Below are 18256 nucleotides of genomic sequence, written 5' to 3' on the forward strand. Positions count from 1 at the left end.
CGAGGCCGAAGTGAAGAGTGCAATGCAGGATCCGGAAATTCAGCAGCGGCTGCGGTTGCTCGCCACCGACGCCAACAGCAGTTCGCCGACGCAATTTGCCGACCGGATCAGGGCCGATCTAAAGGCTTGGGCAGAGGTAGCCAAGGCAGCAAACGTGACCGTTGAGTAACGGCGGCCACTACGGCCAGGTCCGCTATCGGCACAAAGGAGACATACTGAGCATGTGCGGGGAATGTCTGCTCCTGACGGAACAGCGGAGGTCCTCCGCCCTGCGGCCTCCCGTAAGCAGGTTGAATTCCCTGATACCCCGGTATTTTGCGCCATAATACCGAGAAATTTTGTCGTGGAGGGACGTGGAGGATGCGGCGCACGCGTAGAGCGGCGGAACCGTTTTGATAAAACTCATAACCTCAAGGTCCAAATCCTACCCCTGCAACCAACTGAATTTGCGATAGGGATAGTTCACTTTCCTTCTGGGATTTGAACCTAAGACGTTTTTAGTCCGTACGATCGCAAGTCGCGCCGCGCGCAACTTTTCATACGACATGGCGACCGAAACTACGATCGGAGCATTGCGGACCTAGGCACCGGCGAAGCGCAGTTACTTTGCTTATGACTTTGATCGGCTTTCCAGTCGCTTGTTCGACGCTAACGGGATCGCTGTGGTGAGTCGTAGATGAGCGTCCAGCACCGCAGTGCTGCATGCCCTCAGCCGGTACAGCAATGTAGTACTGGATCGAGAAAACATTGACGAAGGCGAATTACATGAAAGTTGCCAGAACCATTTCAACCCGGTTGAAAAGAAAGGGAAATGCGCTAGTTCTATCGCACGGATCATTTGTCGTCCCAAAAATTGGTTGGACAGACTAAAACTACAAAGAAAAATGAAAACAAGATGTTAGATAGACGTTTTGCTGTGGCACCCATGATGGACTGGACCGACCGGCATTGCCGCGTCTTTCATCGCATGATGACGCGTCGCGCGAAGCTCTACACGGAGATGCTGACCACCGGCGCCATCCTTCACGGCGATCGGCAGCGACTGCTCGGATACGACGCCAGCGAACATCCGGTGGCGCTTCAGCTCGGCGGATCTGTCCCGCGCGATCTCGCGGGAGCAGCGAAAATCGGCGAGGATTTTGGCTACGACGAAATCAATCTCAATGTCGGCTGTCCGTCGGACCGGGTGAAGGATGGCCGGTTCGGCGCCTGCCTGATGGCCGAGCCGGAGCTTGTCGCGGAGGGCGTCCACGCCATGACGCGCGCGGTGCGCATCCCTGTTACGGTGAAATGCCGCATCGGCATCGACGATCAGGACCCCGAGATCGCACTCGACACACTGGCGCGGCGCGTCATCGCCGCAGGCTCAGATGCGCTGATCGTTCATGCCCGCAAGGCCTGGCTCAATGGATTGTCGCCGAGGGAAAATCGCGACATCCCGCCGCTCGATTACGACAGGGTGTACCGACTCAAGGCGGCCTTGCCCGACGTGCCCATCATCATCAACGGCGGCATCGCCGGCATTGCGGAGGCAAAGCGGCATCTTCAGCACGTCGATGGGGTGATGCTGGGGCGCGCGGCCTATCAGGAGCCGTGGCGGTTGCTGTCGGCCGATTTCGAGTTATTCGCCGAAACTGCACCGCACGCGACGATGAAGGACGTATTCGAAGCGATGATGCCTTACATTGAGGATCAACTCGTGCGGGGTGTGCGCTTGCATGCGATGACGCGGCATTTCGTCGGTGCGTTCCACGGCGTCCCCGGCGCGCGGGCGTTCCGCCGTCACCTTGCCGAGAACGCCGTGAAGCCTGGCGCCGGCGTCAACGTCTTGCGCGCTGCGCTTGCGCTGGTCGATGACCGCGCGCAGGCTTCGATGGCCGCGTGATCAGGGATAGCCGCGCAGCATCAAGCGGTCGGCGCGCACTTCCCAGCTTTCCAGCCGATCCAGGAAACTCATGCCCAGCAGATTGGTCTTCATCTGCCCGCGCGGCACCACCAGTGCGGGCACCGATCGCTCGACCAGCTTGCCGATCGCGAGACGATCCAGCGTCAGCCGCGCCGCGCGGGTGTGCCCGCCGGCGGTTTCGACGTCGACGTCGTAGTCGAGCAATTCCAGCGGCAGCCCCGCGGCCTTTGCGGTTTCGTAAGTGAGGACGACCGATGTCGCGCCGGTATCGATCACCATCGGCGCGTTGACGCCGTTGATCTGCGCGCGCAGGGCGAATTCGCCGGTTAGCCCGCGTGAAACCTGCACCGCGCGTGCCGGCTGCGCCGCGCGCTGGCGCAGCATGTCCGTAACGGTGGTGCTGGCCCGCGCGATCTGCTCGGGATCGCCATAGGCGACTACGGCGCCCGCGGTCGCCGCCAGCACGAGAACAACGAGCAGGATGCGGCTCACGGCACACCTCTTGGGAGTTGACCGGTCAGTCGCCTTTGGCCGCGGCCGGAGCCGGCAGTCCGGCGTCGGCCATCCGCGCCGGCAACAGCTCCATGATCGCCAACCGCTCCGCGCTGTCGATGCGATGCCAGCGCGCGATCTCCGGCAGCGTGCGTCCGCAGCCATAACAAAGGCCGGTCCTGGGATCGATCATGCAGACCGCGATGCACGGCGTCTCGATGCTCATCGAGCGATATTGACGGGTATTCGATCACTTGCGCAAGCGTCCCGATCACAGCCCTGTTCCCGCACTCATGATCGGCTTGCTACGGGCCCGGCGCTTCTCATCGGCAGCGACATTGTCGAACGATTGGGGCTGCAAGGGCGGCGCTTCCTCGGTCATCGGCGCCAGCGCCGACATCACGCGCTCCGGAGGGAATGTGATGATGACTTCGGTGCCGATGCGAAGCTTGGATTTCAAGGTGAAAGTGCCGCCGTGCATATCGATCAGGCTTTTCGCAATCGGCAATCCCAGCCCCGCACCCTGTTCGGCTGACTTGATCGAGTTGGAGCCCTGACCGAACGATGCCAGCACGATCGGAATTTCTTCTTCGGCAATGCCGGACCCGGTATCCTTGACGCTGAGATATTGTCCGCCCGAGGCGGTCCATCCGACTTTCAGCCAGATCTCTCCGCCCTGCGGCGTGAACTTGATCGAGTTCGACAGCAGGTTGAGCACGATCTGGCGTGAGGCGCGCTCGTCGGCCCAGATCCGCGGCATGCCCAGTTCGAACATTTCGTGGATGCCGATGCCGCGGCTCGACGCGCGCAGCTTCAGCAGATGATGGCAGTCGGCGACGACATGCACCAGCGAGACCGCCTCTTCATTGAGTTCGTACCGCCCCGCCTCGATCCGCGACAGGTCGAGAATTTCATTGATCAGATTGAGCAGATGCACGCCCGAATTGTGAATGTCGGCGGAATAATCCTTGTAGACCGCCACCGCGTGGCCGCCGAAGATTTCGCTCTTCATCACCTCGGAAAACCCCAGGATCGCATTGAGCGGTGTCCGCAGTTCGTGGCTCATCTGCGCCAGAAATCGCGATTTTGCGACATTCGCCGATTCGGCGCGATGCCGCGCCTCATCGGAGATCGCCTTGGCCTGCTCGAGCTCGCCGATCAGGGCGTCTTTTTCCGCGCGCGCTTCCAGAGTCGCCAGCGTCGTCGAGTGCAGCCGGTGCGCCAGCAGCGCGAAATAGCCTTCCGCCGCGACCGCGAGCAAGCCCAGAACGTAGCTGTCGAAAGTGCCGCCCAGCACGAAATTCAGTGCGATCGCACAAGTTACCGGCGTGGTCGCCGCAAGTGCTGCGACCGGCAGGCTCGCCGCCAGCATGCTTGATACGGCCACCACCAGCAGCATCAGGAACATCAGCAACGTATTGGAGATGATGTCGGCGCCGGTGGGATGGATCAGGATCGCGGTCCAGCACAGGCCATAGAGCAGATCGAGCAAGACAAATCGCGTCCGCCACTTGCGGGTTCCGGTGGGCGAGGGCGCTTCGTTCAGAAACCTGCCGCAGTTGCGGATGATGACGGCGTGAATGCAGAGCATCCCGCAGGTCCAGGCCAGCGCCGAGATCGGCTGCATCCAGAGGCCGAATAGCAAGCCCGTGGCGACCACAAGCAGCATCACGACATACGACGCCGACAGCCGGGTTTGGGCATATTGCCGAAGCAGCTCGCGATCGAACGCGGGGCGGGTTCCACTGGTGGACGTTAACCGGTCGCGCGCTTCGCGCACCCGCTGCGCGGCGGCACGGCGGTTGCGCGCCGGCGCTGCAATCGGCGCTTCGGCCGGAAGCTGGACGACTTCGGGCTTATCGGCGGGTTTACTCATCAAGCAACAAAAATCCTGCGTGCGGCCGCGCGCGCTTTTCACCTTTGCTATCTCTGGCGCGAAATCATTAAGAGCTGCCTTAAAGAGCTAAAGAATCGCGTTAATGAAAAGTTAAATTAACGGATCCTTCGGCAGCGTCGGTGCGCGGCCGATCCACCGATCGACCGCGTATTTGCGCGCGAAAATCAGCGCTCCAGGCGGGCGAGCAGGCTCGACGTATCCCAGCGCTTGCCACCCATTTTCTCCACCTCCGCATAGAATGCATCGCAGAGCGCGGTGACCGGAAGGCTGGCGCCATTGCGCCGCGCCTCGGCGAGGCAAATCGACAGGTCCTTGCGCATCCATTCGACGGCAAAACCGAAGTCGAATTTCCCATCGTTCATGGTCTTGTAGCGGTTTTCCATCTGCCACGACTGGGCGGCGCCCTTGGAGATGGTGTCGATCACGGCATGAACGTCGAGTCCCGCTTTTTTGGCGAAATGGATACCTTCGGAAAGGCCTTCCACGAGTCCGGCGATGCAGATCTGGTTGACCATCTTGGTCAACTGGCCGGAGCCTGTGGCCCCCAGCAGTTTGCACATTCTGGCGTAGGCTGCGATCACCGGCTCGGCTTTCGCATAGGCGTCCGCGCTGCCGCCGCACATCACGGTCAGCGCACCGTTTTCCGCGCCGGCCTGGCCGCCGGATACCGGCGCATCGATGAATTTGAAGCCGCGCTTGGTCGCCTCAGCGTCGAGTTCGCGGGCGACCTCGGCCGATGCGGTGGTATGATCGACGAAAACGGCTCCGGCCTTTACGCCCGCGAACGCGCCATCGGCGCCGATCGTCACCGCACGCAGGTCGTTGTCATTGCCGACGCAGCTCATGACAAAATCCTGGCCTTCGGCCGCGGCCTGCGGCGTCGGCGCGGTTTTGCCCCTGAATTTCTCGGCCCACGCCTGCGCCTTGGCCGGCGAGCGGTTGTAGACCGTCACCTCATGGCCGCCCTTGGCGATGAGATGCCCTGCCATGGGGAAACCCATGACGCCGAGACCGAGAAAAGCGACTTTGGCCATGTCTGAAACCTTGGGGTTTGCGTCGGCATTGCTATGAGGCTGCCGAACGGTGTTTTTGGGAAGGACTAAAGGCGAACCTGCAGCATAAACGGTGCGTTGCGAAGGGCAACGGCCCCGATTGGCGGGAATGCGCGGTTTTGTGCTAGCAAACCCCCGAAACGGTCAAGACTTCAAAACCAAGGGAGCGACATCCATGAGCGTAGGCTTGCTCGATCATTTCAACATCCGGACCCGAAATCTCGCCGATACCGTTCGGTTCTACGAGGAAGTCCTGGAGTTCGAGAGCGGCGATCGGCCGAACTTCACGTTCCCCGGCGCCTGGATGTACAGCGAGGGCAAGCCGGTGGTTCACATCGTCGATATTTCGAAGACGGACGAGCAACAGAAGCCTGATTCCGGCGTCGTTCATCATGTCGCCTTTGCGAGCAGTGGGTTTGCCGGCATGAAAGCGCGGCTCAAGTCCAAGAATTTGCCGTTCGACGTCCGGGAGGTGCCGGGCGTCGCCGTCTGGCAGATTTTCGTTACCGATCCCAACGGCGTGATGCTCGAACTCAACTATGAAATGGCCAACGAACAAGGCTGAGGGTTGAGATAACCCTCGTGCGGGCCCGATTGCAGCCCTGGACCGGTATCCTTATCTGCTAGATTCGTTCTATGTGTCCGGTCTGGAATCGATCGGGTGCGGGAGATATGGTTTGAGCGTTACGCAGCAGCAGGTTCTCGAACGTCTGGCCAAAGTGTCGTCGCCGCGCGGCGTTGCGCTGACCGATGCCAGCGTTCTGTCCGATATCGCCGTCAATGACGGAACAGTGTTTTTCTCGATCAATGTCGATGCCGCCGAGGCCCGCGCATGGGAAAACGTCCGCGCGGAGGCTGAAGCTGCGGTGCGCGCCATTCCCGGCGTCACGGCGGCGATGATCGCGCTGACCGCTGAACGCAAGGCGGGCGCCGCACCGGCTCCGGCGCCGCATCGGCACGCCCAGGGGGTGCCTCACGTCTCGGCGCATCGTCCGCCCGCGCAACCGGGGCCGGCGTCGCCGATGTCGAAGCAGTCGGAAATTCCCGGCATTTCCGCGGTCATAGCGGTGGCCTCCGGCAAGGGCGGTGTCGGAAAATCGACCACCGCGCTCAATCTGGCATTGGGCCTGCGCGACCTCGGATTGCGCGTCGGCCTGCTCGACGCCGATATCTACGGGCCGTCGGTGCCGCGGCTGACCGGCATTCGCGAGAAGCCGCAGCTCAACGACGACAAGAAAATGATTCCGATTGTGCGTTTCGGTCTTGCCATCATGTCGATCGGCTTTCTGGTCGAGGAGGAAACCGCGATGATCTGGCGCGGGCCGATGGTGATGTCGGCGATCACCCAGATGCTTCGGGACGTGGTGTGGGGCAGGCTCGATATTCTCGTGGTCGACATGCCGCCGGGCACCGGCGACGCGCAGCTGACGCTGGCGCAGAATGTGCCGCTCAAGGGTGCGATCATTATCTCGACGCCGCAGGACTTGTCGCTGATCGATGCGCGGCGCGGCCTCGCGATGTTCAAGAAAGTCAATGTTCCCGTGCTCGGCATCGTCGAGAACATGAGCTATTTCCAGTGCCCGCATTGCGGCACGCGTTCGGACATTTTCGGCCATGGCGGCGCGCGGCTTGAGGCGGAGCGGCTTGGGGTGCCGTTTCTGGGTGAAATCCCGTTGCACATGTCGATCCGCGCCACGTCGGATTCGGGAACGCCGGTGGTGGAAAGCGAGCCGGACGGGCCCTATGCGGCGATTTATCGGGCGATCGGCGCCGAGGTCCGCGATCAGCTTCAGGGTGTCATTGCCGCGGCTTAAGCCCCCTGCAAAGGGCTGTGATGCGTCGCATTCAACTTTCGTTTAATCGGCCTTGTCATGCGTTGGTCGCGTTTCCGCTTCCCGATATCCGTGTTAGAGACCCTGCACCGGAGCGCCGTCGGCTGAGGTGATTGACGTCGCCGCTGAGCGCGTTCCAGAAGATTCCAAGAAACGCCCCTTAAGGAGAGCCTGAATGAAGCGTCGTGATTTTTTGAAAGTTTCCGCAACCGGCGCCGCGGTGGCCGCGGTCGCCTCGCCGGCGATCGCGCAATCGTCGCCTGAGATCAAGTGGCGCCTGACCTCGAGCTTCCCGAAGTCGCTCGATACGATCTATGGCGGCGCCGAGCAGTTTTCGAAGTACGTCGCGGAAATGACCGACAACAAGTTTCAGATTCAGGTCTTTGCGGCCGGTGAGGTCGTCCCGGGTCTGCAGGCCCTAGATGCGACCGCCAACGGCACTGTCGAGATGAGCCACACCGTTTCTTATTACTACGTCGGCAAGGATCCGACCTTCGCGATCTATGCGTCGGTGCCGTTCGGTCTGAATGCGCGTCAGCAGAATTCGTGGTGGTACCAGGGCGGCGGCATGGAGCTTGGCAACGAGTTCTACGCCAAACACGGCGTGATCGGTTTCCCCTGCGGCAATACCGGCACCCAGATGGGCGGCTGGTTCCGCAAGGAGATCAAGACCGTTGCCGATCTTTCCGGGCTGAAATTTCGCATCGGCGGCATCGCCGGGCAGGTGTTGCAGAAGGTCGGCGTCGTGCCGCAGCAAATTGCCGGCGGCGACATTTACCCAGCTCTCGAGAAGGGGACGATCGACGCGGCCGAATGGGTCGGGCCGTATGACGACGAGAAGCTCGGCTTCCAGAAGGTTGCCAAATATTACTACTATCCCGGTTTCTGGGAAGGCGGCCCGATGGTCCACGCCTTCTGCAATCTGGAGAAGTGGAATTCGCTGCCGAAGAACTATCAGGCTGTCGTCGCCAACGCGACCGCCCATGCCAATACCTGGATGCAAGCGCGTTACGACATGCAGAACCCGACGGCATTGAAGCGCCTTGTGGCCGGCGGCACGCAGCTCCGGCCGTTTACCAACGAAGTGCTGGATGCCTGCCTGAAGGCGACCAATGAATTGTGGGCGGAAATCTCCGGCAAGAATGCCGACTTCAAGAAATCCATCGATGCGATGCAGGCCTACCGGTCCGACGAATATTTGTGGTGGCAGGTTGCCGAATACACCTTCGACAGCTTCATGATCCGCTCGCGCACCCGCGGCTGATTTAGCTTTTAGCAGCGAAACAAAAGCCCGGCCTTCGCAAGAGGGCCGGGCTTTTTGGTTGCGATACCAAAATTCACATGGAAATTGCCGCCGGGATGTTCCATGCTCGGAGCAGGCCTCAATAAGAAGGTGGATCAATCACAATCATTCCAGGGGAGAATCCTATGAAGCGCCGTGATTTTATCAAAGCGACGGGAATTGGCGTGGCGGGAGCTGCCGTGGCCGCGCCAGCGATTGCGCAGTCGATGCCGGAAATCAAATGGCGGATGACCTGCAGTTGGCCGAAATCGCTCGACACGCTTTACGGCGGCTGCGAGGTCATGGCCAAGGCGGTTGCCGACGCGACCGACAATAAATTCCAGATTCAGGTTTTCGCGGCGGGCGAAATCGTTCCTGGCCTGCAAGTCGTCGATGCCGTGCAGAACGGCACTGTCGAGATGGGCCACACCGCGTCGTATTATTATTTCGGCAAGGATCCGACGTTCGGCTTCGGCACCTCGGTTGCGTTCGGTCCGAACGCGCGGATCAACCAGGGCTGGTACACCCTTGGCGGCGGCAAGGAAGTCCTCAACGAGTTCTACAAGAAATACAACATCGTCTCCATGCTCGCGGGCAACACTACCTGCCAGATGGGCGGCTGGTTCCGCAAGGAGATCAACACCGTTGCCGATCTTTCCGGTCTGAAGTTTCGCATCGGCGGATTTCCGGGACGTGTGCTGCAGAAGCTCGGTGCGGTGCCACAGCAGATCGCCGGCGGCGACATCTATCCGGCCTTGGAGAAGGGCACCATCGATGCCGCCGAATGGGTCGGTCCCTATGACGACGAGAAGCTCGGATTCTATAAGGTGGCGCCCCACTACTACTATCCCGGCTGGTGGGAGGGCGGCTCGATGCTTCTTGCTTTCGTCAACCTCGACAAATGGAGTGCGCTTCCGAAGCCATATCAGGCGATCCTCGAGCAGGCCGGCCATTACGCCAATACGTGGATGATCGCCAAATACGATCAGCTAAATCCGATATCGCTCAAGCGCCTGCTCGCCGGCGGCACCAAGCTGCACGCGTTCTCGCCTGCGATCATGGAGGCTTGTTTCAAATCCGCAAAGGAACTTCACGACGAAATTTCGGCGACAAATCCGAATTTCAAGAAGACCTATGATTCGCTGAATACCTTCACGAATAATGCCTATCAGTGGTTCCAGGTCGCCGAACTCGGCTACGATTCATTCATGGCCCGCCATTTGCGCGGCTGATTGCAGCGCGCGAAAAAGCCCCGGAGCTTCGGCTCCGGGGCTTTTTTTGTTGGGCGCTGCTATTTGAATTTCGACGGCTCGTTGAAGTCGAGCGGTGGCAGCTCGACTTGCGGAATATCGATTCTGACCTTGTTGAGATCGGCATTCAATGGTTTGTCGAGCAGCGCCGTCACCGTGACCGGGAAGGCGATCACCAGCACGACCATGATCATCTGCAGCCCGATCCAGGGTACGGCGCCCCAGTAGATGTCTGAACTCTTGACCGATTTGGGCGCCACACCCCGCAGATAGAACAGAGCGAACCCGAAGGGAGGATGCAGGAACGATGTCTGCATGTTGACGCACAGCATGACGCCGAACCAGATCAGTGCGGCGTCTGCACCGACAACTGGCGTCAGGATCTTCTGCGCGATCGGCGCCACCATCGGCAGGATGATGAAGGCGATCTCGAAGAAATCCAGGAAGAACGCCAGGAAGAAGATGAACAGGTTGATGAAGATCAGGAATCCCCAGACACCGCCGGGCAGGGAGGTCAGCAGATGCTCCAGCCACACGCCCCCGGATACGCCGAGGAATACCACCGAGAAACAGGTCGAGCCGATCAGGATGAACACGACCATGCAAGTGAGGCGCATGGTCGACTCATAACCCTGCTTGATCAGGTCGCGCAGTTCCGGAATTCGGACGGCTTCAAGACAAACCCAGACCACCGCCGCGTAGGTGACGGCAAAGGCAATCTTGAAGATCAGATTCTGTGCCATGAAGATGCCTACCATCGTGCCGATGCCGCAGGCGATGATGCCCGCGTACAGAACGTTGCGGCCTTTGTTACTGAAGTCCTTGCTGTGTATGGCCGCCAGTACGATCGCGCCGACGGCACCCATGGCGCCGGCTTCGGTCGGCGTCGCCAGGCCCAACATCATGGTACCGAGCACGACGAAGATAAGTACCGCGGAGGGAATGATACCCATCAGGCACTTGCGCCAGAGCGGCCAGCCCCTCAGCGTAAGTTCGGTCACCGGTACGGGCGGCACGTGATCCGGCTTGATGAGGCCGAGCACAAACGTGTAGCCGGCGAACAGTATGATCTGGAATATTGAGGGTCCCCACGCCCCGAGATACATGTCTCCGACCGACTTGCCGAGCTGATCAGCCAACACGATCAGCACCAGCGACGGCGGCACCAGCTGGGTGATCGTGCCCGACGCCGCAAGCACGCCGGTGATGTAGCGGATGTTGTAGCCGTAACGGATCATCACCGGCATCGAGATCAGCGCCATCGCGATGACCTGCGCCGCCACCGTGCCGGTGATGGCACCCAGGATGAAACCGACGATGATGACCGAATAGCCGAGCCCGCCGCGGATCGGCCCGAACAGCTGCCCCATCGAATCCAGCATATCTTCGGCAAGGCCGCAGCGTTCGAGAATCGCGCCCATGAAGGTGAAGAAGGGAATCGCAAGCAGCAGCTCGTTCGAAAGCACGCTGCCGAAAATGCGGCCCGGAATCGCTTGCAGAAAATTCATGTCGAAAAAGCCGAGATGAATTGAAAGGAATCCGAACGAAAGCCCCACCGCTGCGAGCGTGAAAGCCACCGGGAAGCCGATTAGCATGGACAGAACCAGACCGCCGAACATCAGCGGTGGCATCATTTCCAGCGTAATCATTGCGTCGGCCTCTCGTATTTCGCATCGATCGTGACGTAGCCCTGAAGTGCCGCGATGCGCTTGATGACTTCCGATACGCCCTGCAGCGCAAGCATGACGAAGCCGGCCGGTACCACGAATTTGATCGGCCAGCGCACCAGGCCGCCGGCATTGCCCGACACTTCGCTGACGACATAGGCCTGATGGAAGAACGGCCACGACAGATAGCTGAGCAGCAGGCATGCCGGGATCAGAAAGAACAGCGTGCCGATCAGGTCGAGCCAGATCTGGCCACGCTCGCGCAGCATCAGATAGAAGATCTCGACCCGGACATGCTCATTGCGCTTGAAGGTATAGGAAGCGCCGAACATCACGAGGATGGCGAACATGTACCACTGCAGTTCAAGCCAGCCGTTCGAGCTATAGCCGAACGCATAACGGATCATGGCGTTGGCGGCGCTTACGATACAGGCGGCCAGCACCAGAAAATTGCAGACGTAACCTATTTTTTCGTTGAGCTGATCGATGGCCGTGCTCAACGCCAGCAGGGGACGCATCATGTTTCTCCCGGCAACCGCCACATACCGATTATTTCAACGGGCATCGCAAATGTTTCGTCGCGTGCAAACGCGTCGATTCTCCGGCTCATTTTCAGGAGCAATTGCAACGATAGCCCTCCCCAATTGCGCGTCTGCCGTCTTGACTGCGCCGATTGGGCGTAGCGGCTTTTCCAGCCGAGCTAGCATGAAGCAGCCGCACCATTTCAGCGCGCCGCGACGGCGTCAATTGGAAAATGGACAAATTGACGCGGGATCAAGCGGTTGCGCGGCCTGGCGACGCGCGGCCGGAAGCTTAGCCGCCGGTGACGCTCATGTGGCGGCTGACGCTCGGGCGGTTGTGTCGGCGGTCAATGATGAAGTCGTGGCCCTTGGGCTTCAGCCGGATGGCGCGGTCAATGGCGGCACCAAGGAGTTCGTTGTCGACCGAGGCGCGCAGCGGTTTGCGCAAATCGGAGGCATCTTCGTGGCCGAGGCAGGTGTGCAGCGTGCCGGTGCAGGTAATCCGCACGCGGTTGCAGGATTCGCAGAAATTATGAGTCATCGGCGTGATGAAGCCGAGCTTGCCCCCGGTCTCGCTGACGCGAACGTAACGCGCGGGTCCTCCGGTGTCGTCGTCGAGGTCGGTGAGCGTATATTGCTTGGCGAGGCGCGCGCGCAGCAGCGACAGCGGCACATATTGATCGATACGGCCCTCGCCGATGTCGCCCATCGGCATCACTTCGATCAGTGTCAGCGCCATGCCCTTGCCGTGCGCCCACTCCATCAGCGATGGAATCTCTTCCTCGTTCATGTTCTTCAAAGCGACGGCATTGATCTTGACCGCGAGACCGGCGGCACGTGCCGCCTCGACGCCGGCCAGAACCTTGTCGAGATCGCCCCAGCGGGTGATGGCGCGGAATTTCGCGGGATCGAGCGTATCCAGCGAGACGTTGATCCGTTTGACGCCGCAGTCGCGTAGCTCGCTCGCAAACCGCGCCAGTTGCGAGCCATTGGTCGTCAGGGTCAGTTCATTCAGCGCGCCGCTATCGAGATGGCGCGACAGCGAGCGGACCAGCGACATCAGGTTGCGGCGGACCAGCGGCTCGCCGCCGGTGAGCCGCAACTTGCGCACGCCCTTGGCGATGAACGCCGAACACAGCCGGTCGAGTTCCTCCAGGGTCAGCAAATCGGCCTTGGGCAGGAAGGTCATGTCTTCGGACATGCAATAGAAGCAGCGCAAATCGCAGCGATCGGTGACCGAGACCCGCAAATAGCTGATCGTCCGGCCAAACGGGTCGGTCATGGCCGCGGTGGGCGAAGCCGGATGGTTCAACGCATGTCCGATCATTTAGACGTGCCTATATCACTGCCGCGGCAGTCGTGACAGCAGGGCGGGTCCCCGCAGCCACAATCTAGGCATGATGCGATCCGCGCACAATCCGCGGCCAGCGCGTGCTGCACTGCGCCAGCACTTATCGAGTCGGCGCGGGAGCGGGTGCCGCTGGCGTCGGGAACGGCGATGCAGCGGGCGCGGCGGCAGCGGGCTTGGGTTTCGGCTTTTTCGGCCGCATCGGCTTGCGGGCTGCCTTCGGCGGCGGGCCGGCCGGCTGGAGTTCGCCCACCACCGGATTGGGATCGATCGATGTCGATGCAGGGGTGGAGAAATCGCCGGGAATATTGATCACCTGGACCGGCACCGTCAGCGGCTGGAATCGGTTCAGCGTGTAGGTCACGGTAAAATTCTCGGCGGGCACGGAAACCGAACAGGGCGTCCGGCAGCCCGGTCCGAGCGAGGTCTTGGCATCAGCCCCCGAAGGGATGGAATCGATCTGCACGGAAACGGTTGGAGGCGTCGGTTTGAACGAGAAAGAAGTTAAAGAATCAGTGGAGAACGACGAACAACCGGCCAAACCGAGCCCTGCAACGGCAATCACAATGACACGACGCATGATCCATCCGTCACTTGTTGCGGCCAACGGCCGCAGTCTCCGCCACGACCATAGGAGCGTCCGGATAGCCGCGCAATCGTACGGACCGGAATCGTTAATTGATGGTTAATGCCGCTGTCGGCGTTCGGATAATTGCCTATTTGAATCAATCGATTGGCTCAACGCGCCGCTCGGCAAGGAGGCTTTCCACGGCTGCCGGCAAATCCCTCATGTGACCGATTAGACGGTCGGGCTCGAAGCTCGCTATTGGAACATCGGTATAACCAAATTCAACGCCAATGACCGGGACGCAGGCGCGGCGGGCAACCCCGATGTCCGGCCCGGCATCGCCGACCATGATGGTCGAGGAGAGATATCCACCGGCCAGCGACACGGTTTGTTGCAGGATGGCCGGATCGGGTTTTGAGACGCCAAAGGTATCGGCTCCGCAAATCGCGGAAAACCGCGAACTCAGCCCTAGCTGGTCAAGCAGAAGTCTCGACAGCCACTCCAGCTTGTTGGTGCAAACGGCGAAGCGACATCCGCGCGCGCAGAGGTCGTCGAGGGCACTCTCCAAACCTTCGAAGGGACGCGACTCGTCGGCGATATGCGCCGCGTAATGGTCGATAAAATCATTGGTCAGCCGGGTGATATCGGCCAGGTCCGCCTGGCGGCCGTCCAGTTCCAGACCGCGCTCGATCAGTTTGCGGGCGCCGGCGCCGATCATATTGCGCGCGGATTTCATCGGCACCGCGGGCAGACCCTCGCGGCCGAGAACAAAATTGAGCGCGTTAATGAGATCGGGCGCGGTATCGACCAGCGTGCCGTCCAAATCGAATACGACCGTAGGATAAGGATTCATGGCGGATCGCTACCGGCCTCGGGGCGATTGCGCAAGTGGGGACACCGCGGTGGCTGGAATGCCTGCGACCGGGTGAAAGCCGGCGTATAAGCCTGTTCCTCGCCATGAAACGACGCTAGATATGCCCCGCGCCTGATATCGGCGGCGACCGGCAAGGGTTTTGGAGCATCGTCACGCGTGACCATGGATGAATTGAAAAGACAGGCGGCGGCACGCGCGATCGAGCATGTCCGCGACGGCATGAAGCTTGGCCTCGGCACGGGTTCGACCGCCAGGCATTTCGTCGAGCTACTGGGCGAGCGGGTCCGCACCGGACTTAACGTGACCGGCGTGCCGACCTCCGAGGCGACGCGTGCCGACGCCCAGCGCTGCGGCATCCCACTGACGACGCTGGATGACATCGACCGGCTCGATCTGACCGTCGATGGCGCGGATGAAATCGATCCCGTTCTGAACGTCATCAAGGGCGGTGGCGGCGCGCTGCTGCGCGAAAAGATCGTGGCGGCGGCGTCGGATCGCATGATCGTGATCGCCGACGATTCCAAGTGGGTTGAGACCCTCGGCCGCTTTCCCTTGCCGGTGGAGGTGATCCCGTTTGGCCTGTCAGCGACACGGCGTGCCATGGAACGGGCTTTTGCGAAAACCGGCGTTTCCGGGCAAATGGTGGTCCGGAAAGGCGGGGACGGCCATGCTTTTGTCACCGATGGCGGCCACTGGATCGTCGATGCCCATCTCAGGCAAATACCGGATGCTCCACGCCTGGCGGGTTTTTTGAACTCGATCCCGGGCGTCGTCGAGCACGGGCTATTCATTGGTCTGGCCAGCATAGCGATGCTGGCGGGCTCTCAGGGAATTCGCGTTGTTGAACGGTCTTAAGCGCCGCAATCAAGGAGAATTGGAATGACGTATCTTTTGAACATCGTGGCCGCGGCAGGGCTCGTGATGGGACTGGCTTTGGCTGGCGCTCCTGCTCACGCGCAACAACCTGCTGCCAAGCAGGCTGCACCTGCACCGGCGCCTGCCCTCAAGCCGGCCTCGCCGGCGGCCTTGGCAGCCGCGAAAGAAATTCTGACGATGAAGAATGCCAACGCGATGTACGCCAGCGCCGTCCCTAACGTCGTCGAGCAGACCAAAAATGCGCTGCTGCAGAGCAACCTCAACTATCAGAAGGACCTCAACGAAGTCGCGGTGATCGTTGCAAAAAATCTCGCCGGCAAAGAGCAGGAGATCGGCGACGGCATGGCGAAGATCTATGCCAACGAGTTTACCGAGCAGGAGTTGAAAGACCTGCTCGCCTTCTACAAGTCTCCGCTGGGTCAGAAGCTGCTGGCAACGGAGCCCCGGGCAATCCAGTTCAGCATGTCCTACATGAATCAGTGGGCGCAGGTTTTTGCCCAAACGGTCAACGAACAGTTCCGGGCCGAGATGAAAAAACGCGGCAAGGAAATCTGATCGAACCTGACCGCGCCCGGGAGAGCAGATGGCTGATTTCGACGTCGACCTGTTTGTCATCGGCGGCGGTTCGGGCGGCGTTCGCGCCGCGCGCATCGCCGCCGGCTACGGCGCGCGCGTCATGGTCGCCGAGGAATACCGGATGGGCGGCACCTGCGTGATCCGGGGCTGCGTGCCGAAAAAACTTCTCGTTCTTGCTTCGCACATCCATTTCGAGATCGAGGACGCCGCGGGCTTCGGATGGACAATTCCCCCGGTCACGTTCGACTGGCCGACCCTGATCGCCAACAAAGATAAGGAGATCGCGCGGCTCGAAAGCATCTACACCGCGAATGTCGAGAAATCCGGCGCGCGCATCGTCAAAACCCGCGCGGTGTTCGAAGATGCCCACACGCTTCGCCTCGGAACGGGCGAAGCCGTGACCGCAAAATACGTGCTGATTGCGACCGGTGGCGCGCCCAACCATGGCCAGACGATTCCCGGCATCGACCACGTGATTTCATCGAACGAGGTGTTTCATCTAGCCGCGTTGCCGAAGCGCATCTTGATTCAAGGCGGTGGTTATATCGCCCTGGAATTCGCCTGCATTTTCGCGGGCTTCGGCTCCGACGTGACGGTGGTTTATCGCGGCGACAACATCCTTCGTGGTTTCGATGAGGACGTCCGCACCCATGTGCGGGCCGAGATGGAAAAAGAAGGCATCACCATCCTCACCGGCTGCACCGTCCGCGGCATCGACAAGCACGCCAATGAATTCACCACGCATCTGACCAACGGTTCCAGCATTGCCTCGGAGCAGGTGATGTTCGCGATCGGCCGGCATCCGAACGTCGCCAATCTCGGGCTGGAGAAAACCGGCGTCGCCATCAATCCGGGCAATGGCGGGATCGCGGTCGACGGCTTCTCGCGCACGTCGGTGCCCAACATCTACGCGATCGGGGATGTCACCCATCGCACCAACCTGACGCCGGTCGCAATTCGCGAGGGGCACGCTTTTGCCGATACGGTGTTCGGCAAGCGCCCGGTTGAGGTCGATCACGCCGATATTCCGACCGCGGTGTTCTCGCAGCCGGAAGTCGGCACGGTGGGATTGACCGAGGCGCAGGCGAGGGCGCAGTTCAGCCATGTCGATATCTACAAGACCGATTTCAGACCGATCAAGTCGACGATGTCGGGCCGCGACACCCGCGTGCTGATGAAGCTTGTCGTCGATGGCACGACCGACCGCGTCGTCGGATGTCACGTGGTCGGAGACGGCGCTGCTGAAATCGTGCAGGTGCTCGGCATCGCCGTCAAAATGAAAGCGACCAAGGCTGATTTCGACGCGACCATGGCATTGCATCCCACCGCCGCGGAAGAACTCGTGACCATGCGCACGCCGACCGCGCGCTATGTGCGGCAGGCCGCGGAATAATCGTGCGTGAATCCAGAAGTTCAGATCAGTCGGCGGACGTCCGCTTTATTGCGCGTAACGGACCCAAGTCGGACAGGGCGCCATGTCCGAAAAGTGCCAATAGCAGATCCAAGCAGTCGCAGATACTCTAGCCCGGTAGCGCGGGAATGGCGGACGACGATGAAGGCGCGTTGATCGGTTGCGCTGGTTCGATGCGGAGAATTGCTGTCCTGCTTAGTTCGGGTTCGCGGGTGCCTGGGTGGCGCCCTCGGGAATACCGACCCAAGGCAGTTTTTCGGCGCACCAGATATGAAGGTTGGGTGCGAGCCACCTCGAGTCGTCGAGCGTGCCAGCCTTAATGAACACGATGGCGCCGTATGCCGCGCCGTGGCTGTAGACGTGGGAGCCGCAGTCGCCACAGAAGAACCGGTAGAACGCCTTGCCGCTCGCGCCGCTATGATCCTCGTAACGGCGCGGACTGCCGCTTTCGATGCGGAGCGTGTCCTGCGGCACGGCGACGTTCATCGAGAAGGCGGAGCCCGAGTTCTTGCGGCAGGTCTCGCAATGGCAGACCACTTGCATCAGCGGCTCAGCGTCAGAGCGGTAGCGTACGGCACCGCAGAGGCACCCTCCCTCGATCGTCGGCATCGCATCTGTCTCCCTGCCTGTTCATGGTGGTGGCCACCTGATTTAATCTTACCTCGCTCTAGCTGTCTACGACTGACGGGAGGCGTCCAAAGAGG

18 protein-coding genes are annotated in these 18256 nt (G+C 60.8%); 8 read left to right on the forward strand and 10 right to left on the reverse strand.

Going from position 1 to position 18256, the window contains the following annotated elements:
- Positions 1–853 precede the first annotated feature (853 nt).
- The gene (gene dusA, locus VGP39_RS11565; protein ID WP_327568283.1) at positions 854–1885 is read left to right on the forward strand and encodes a tRNA dihydrouridine(20/20a) synthase DusA; all 1032 of its coding nucleotides are present in this window, start codon (positions 854–856) and stop codon (positions 1883–1885) included.
- Here dusA and VGP39_RS11570 read toward each other — a convergent pair whose 3' ends face one another.
- From VGP39_RS11570 to VGP39_RS11585, 4 genes are all read right to left on the reverse strand, one after another.
- The gene (locus tag VGP39_RS11570) at positions 1886–2398 is read right to left on the reverse strand and encodes a TIGR02281 family clan AA aspartic protease (RefSeq protein WP_327568241.1); all 513 of its coding nucleotides are present in this window, start codon (positions 2396–2398) and stop codon (positions 1886–1888) included.
- 25 nt (positions 2399–2423) lie between these two features.
- Positions 2424–2624 (reverse strand): DUF1289 domain-containing protein, encoded by a 201-nt coding sequence (locus VGP39_RS11575; RefSeq protein WP_327568242.1) that lies wholly within the window; start codon positions 2622–2624, stop codon positions 2424–2426.
- 45 nt (positions 2625–2669) lie between these two features.
- Positions 2670–4274: a HAMP domain-containing sensor histidine kinase gene (locus VGP39_RS11580; protein WP_327568243.1), complete on the reverse strand. Its 1605-nt coding sequence runs from the start codon at positions 4272–4274 to the stop codon at positions 2670–2672.
- 185 nt (positions 4275–4459) lie between these two features.
- Positions 4460–5329 carry an NAD(P)-dependent oxidoreductase gene (locus VGP39_RS11585; RefSeq protein ID WP_327568244.1) on the reverse strand — a complete coding sequence of 290 codons (870 nt, stop codon included), beginning with the start codon at positions 5327–5329 and terminating at the stop codon, positions 4460–4462.
- 193 nt (positions 5330–5522) lie between these two features.
- On the opposite strand from VGP39_RS11585, the gene VGP39_RS11590 reads away from it, so the two are divergent.
- From VGP39_RS11590 to VGP39_RS11605, 4 genes are all read left to right on the forward strand, one after another.
- Positions 5523–5912: a VOC family protein gene (locus VGP39_RS11590; RefSeq protein WP_327568245.1), complete on the forward strand. Its 390-nt coding sequence runs from the start codon at positions 5523–5525 to the stop codon at positions 5910–5912.
- A 112-nt stretch (positions 5913–6024) separates the two neighbouring features.
- Positions 6025–7161, forward strand: coding sequence for an Mrp/NBP35 family ATP-binding protein (locus tag VGP39_RS11595; RefSeq protein WP_327568246.1), 1137 nt, complete (start codon positions 6025–6027; stop codon positions 7159–7161).
- 193 nt (positions 7162–7354) lie between these two features.
- On the forward strand, positions 7355–8443 hold the full coding sequence (locus tag VGP39_RS11600) for a TRAP transporter substrate-binding protein (protein ID WP_327568247.1): 1089 nt from the start codon (positions 7355–7357) through the stop codon (positions 8441–8443).
- A gap of 164 nt (positions 8444–8607) precedes the next feature.
- A complete protein-coding gene (locus VGP39_RS11605) occupies positions 8608–9693 on the forward strand; it encodes a TRAP transporter substrate-binding protein (RefSeq protein ID WP_327568248.1) in 1086 nt (361 codons plus the stop codon).
- 59 nt (positions 9694–9752) lie between these two features.
- Here VGP39_RS11605 and VGP39_RS11610 read toward each other — a convergent pair whose 3' ends face one another.
- The 5 genes from VGP39_RS11610 to VGP39_RS11630 form a co-directional block, all read right to left on the reverse strand.
- Positions 9753–11360: a TRAP transporter large permease gene (locus VGP39_RS11610; protein WP_327568249.1), complete on the reverse strand. Its 1608-nt coding sequence runs from the start codon at positions 11358–11360 to the stop codon at positions 9753–9755.
- Positions 11357–11896, reverse strand: coding sequence for a TRAP transporter small permease subunit (locus VGP39_RS11615; RefSeq protein ID WP_327568284.1), 540 nt, complete (start codon positions 11894–11896; stop codon positions 11357–11359). The genes VGP39_RS11610 and VGP39_RS11615 overlap by 4 nt, the downstream gene beginning before the upstream one ends.
- A gap of 295 nt (positions 11897–12191) precedes the next feature.
- Positions 12192–13226, reverse strand: a complete 1035-nt coding sequence (moaA, locus tag VGP39_RS11620; protein WP_327568250.1) for a GTP 3',8-cyclase MoaA — start codon at positions 13224–13226, stop codon at positions 12192–12194.
- A gap of 124 nt (positions 13227–13350) precedes the next feature.
- Positions 13351–13713: a hypothetical protein gene (locus tag VGP39_RS11625; RefSeq protein ID WP_414644644.1), complete on the reverse strand. Its 363-nt coding sequence runs from the start codon at positions 13711–13713 to the stop codon at positions 13351–13353.
- Between the two features lie 259 nt (positions 13714–13972).
- Positions 13973–14668 (reverse strand): HAD-IA family hydrolase, encoded by a 696-nt coding sequence (locus VGP39_RS11630; RefSeq protein ID WP_327568252.1) that lies wholly within the window; start codon positions 14666–14668, stop codon positions 13973–13975.
- A 177-nt stretch (positions 14669–14845) separates the two neighbouring features.
- Between VGP39_RS11630 and rpiA the strand changes: the two genes are divergently transcribed.
- From rpiA to gor, 3 genes are read left to right on the forward strand one after another with little or no spacing between them, the layout of a single operon-like run.
- Complete coding sequence (gene rpiA / locus VGP39_RS11635; RefSeq protein WP_327568253.1) at positions 14846–15544, forward strand: ribose-5-phosphate isomerase RpiA; 699 nt, start codon at positions 14846–14848, stop codon at positions 15542–15544.
- A gap of 24 nt (positions 15545–15568) precedes the next feature.
- The gene (locus tag VGP39_RS11640) at positions 15569–16120 is read left to right on the forward strand and encodes a DUF2059 domain-containing protein (protein ID WP_327568254.1); all 552 of its coding nucleotides are present in this window, start codon (positions 15569–15571) and stop codon (positions 16118–16120) included.
- Between the two features lie 28 nt (positions 16121–16148).
- Positions 16149–17534, forward strand: coding sequence for a glutathione-disulfide reductase (gene gor / locus VGP39_RS11645; protein ID WP_327568255.1), 1386 nt, complete (start codon positions 16149–16151; stop codon positions 17532–17534).
- A gap of 213 nt (positions 17535–17747) precedes the next feature.
- Here the strand turns inward: gor and VGP39_RS11650 are convergent, their stop codons facing one another.
- Positions 17748–18161, reverse strand: coding sequence for a GFA family protein (locus VGP39_RS11650; RefSeq protein ID WP_327568256.1), 414 nt, complete (start codon positions 18159–18161; stop codon positions 17748–17750).
- Positions 18162–18256: the final 95 nt, after the last annotated feature.

It is taken from the genome of Bradyrhizobium sp., from assembly GCF_036009065.1.
Taxonomy (GTDB): Bacteria; Pseudomonadota; Alphaproteobacteria; order Rhizobiales; family Xanthobacteraceae; genus Bradyrhizobium.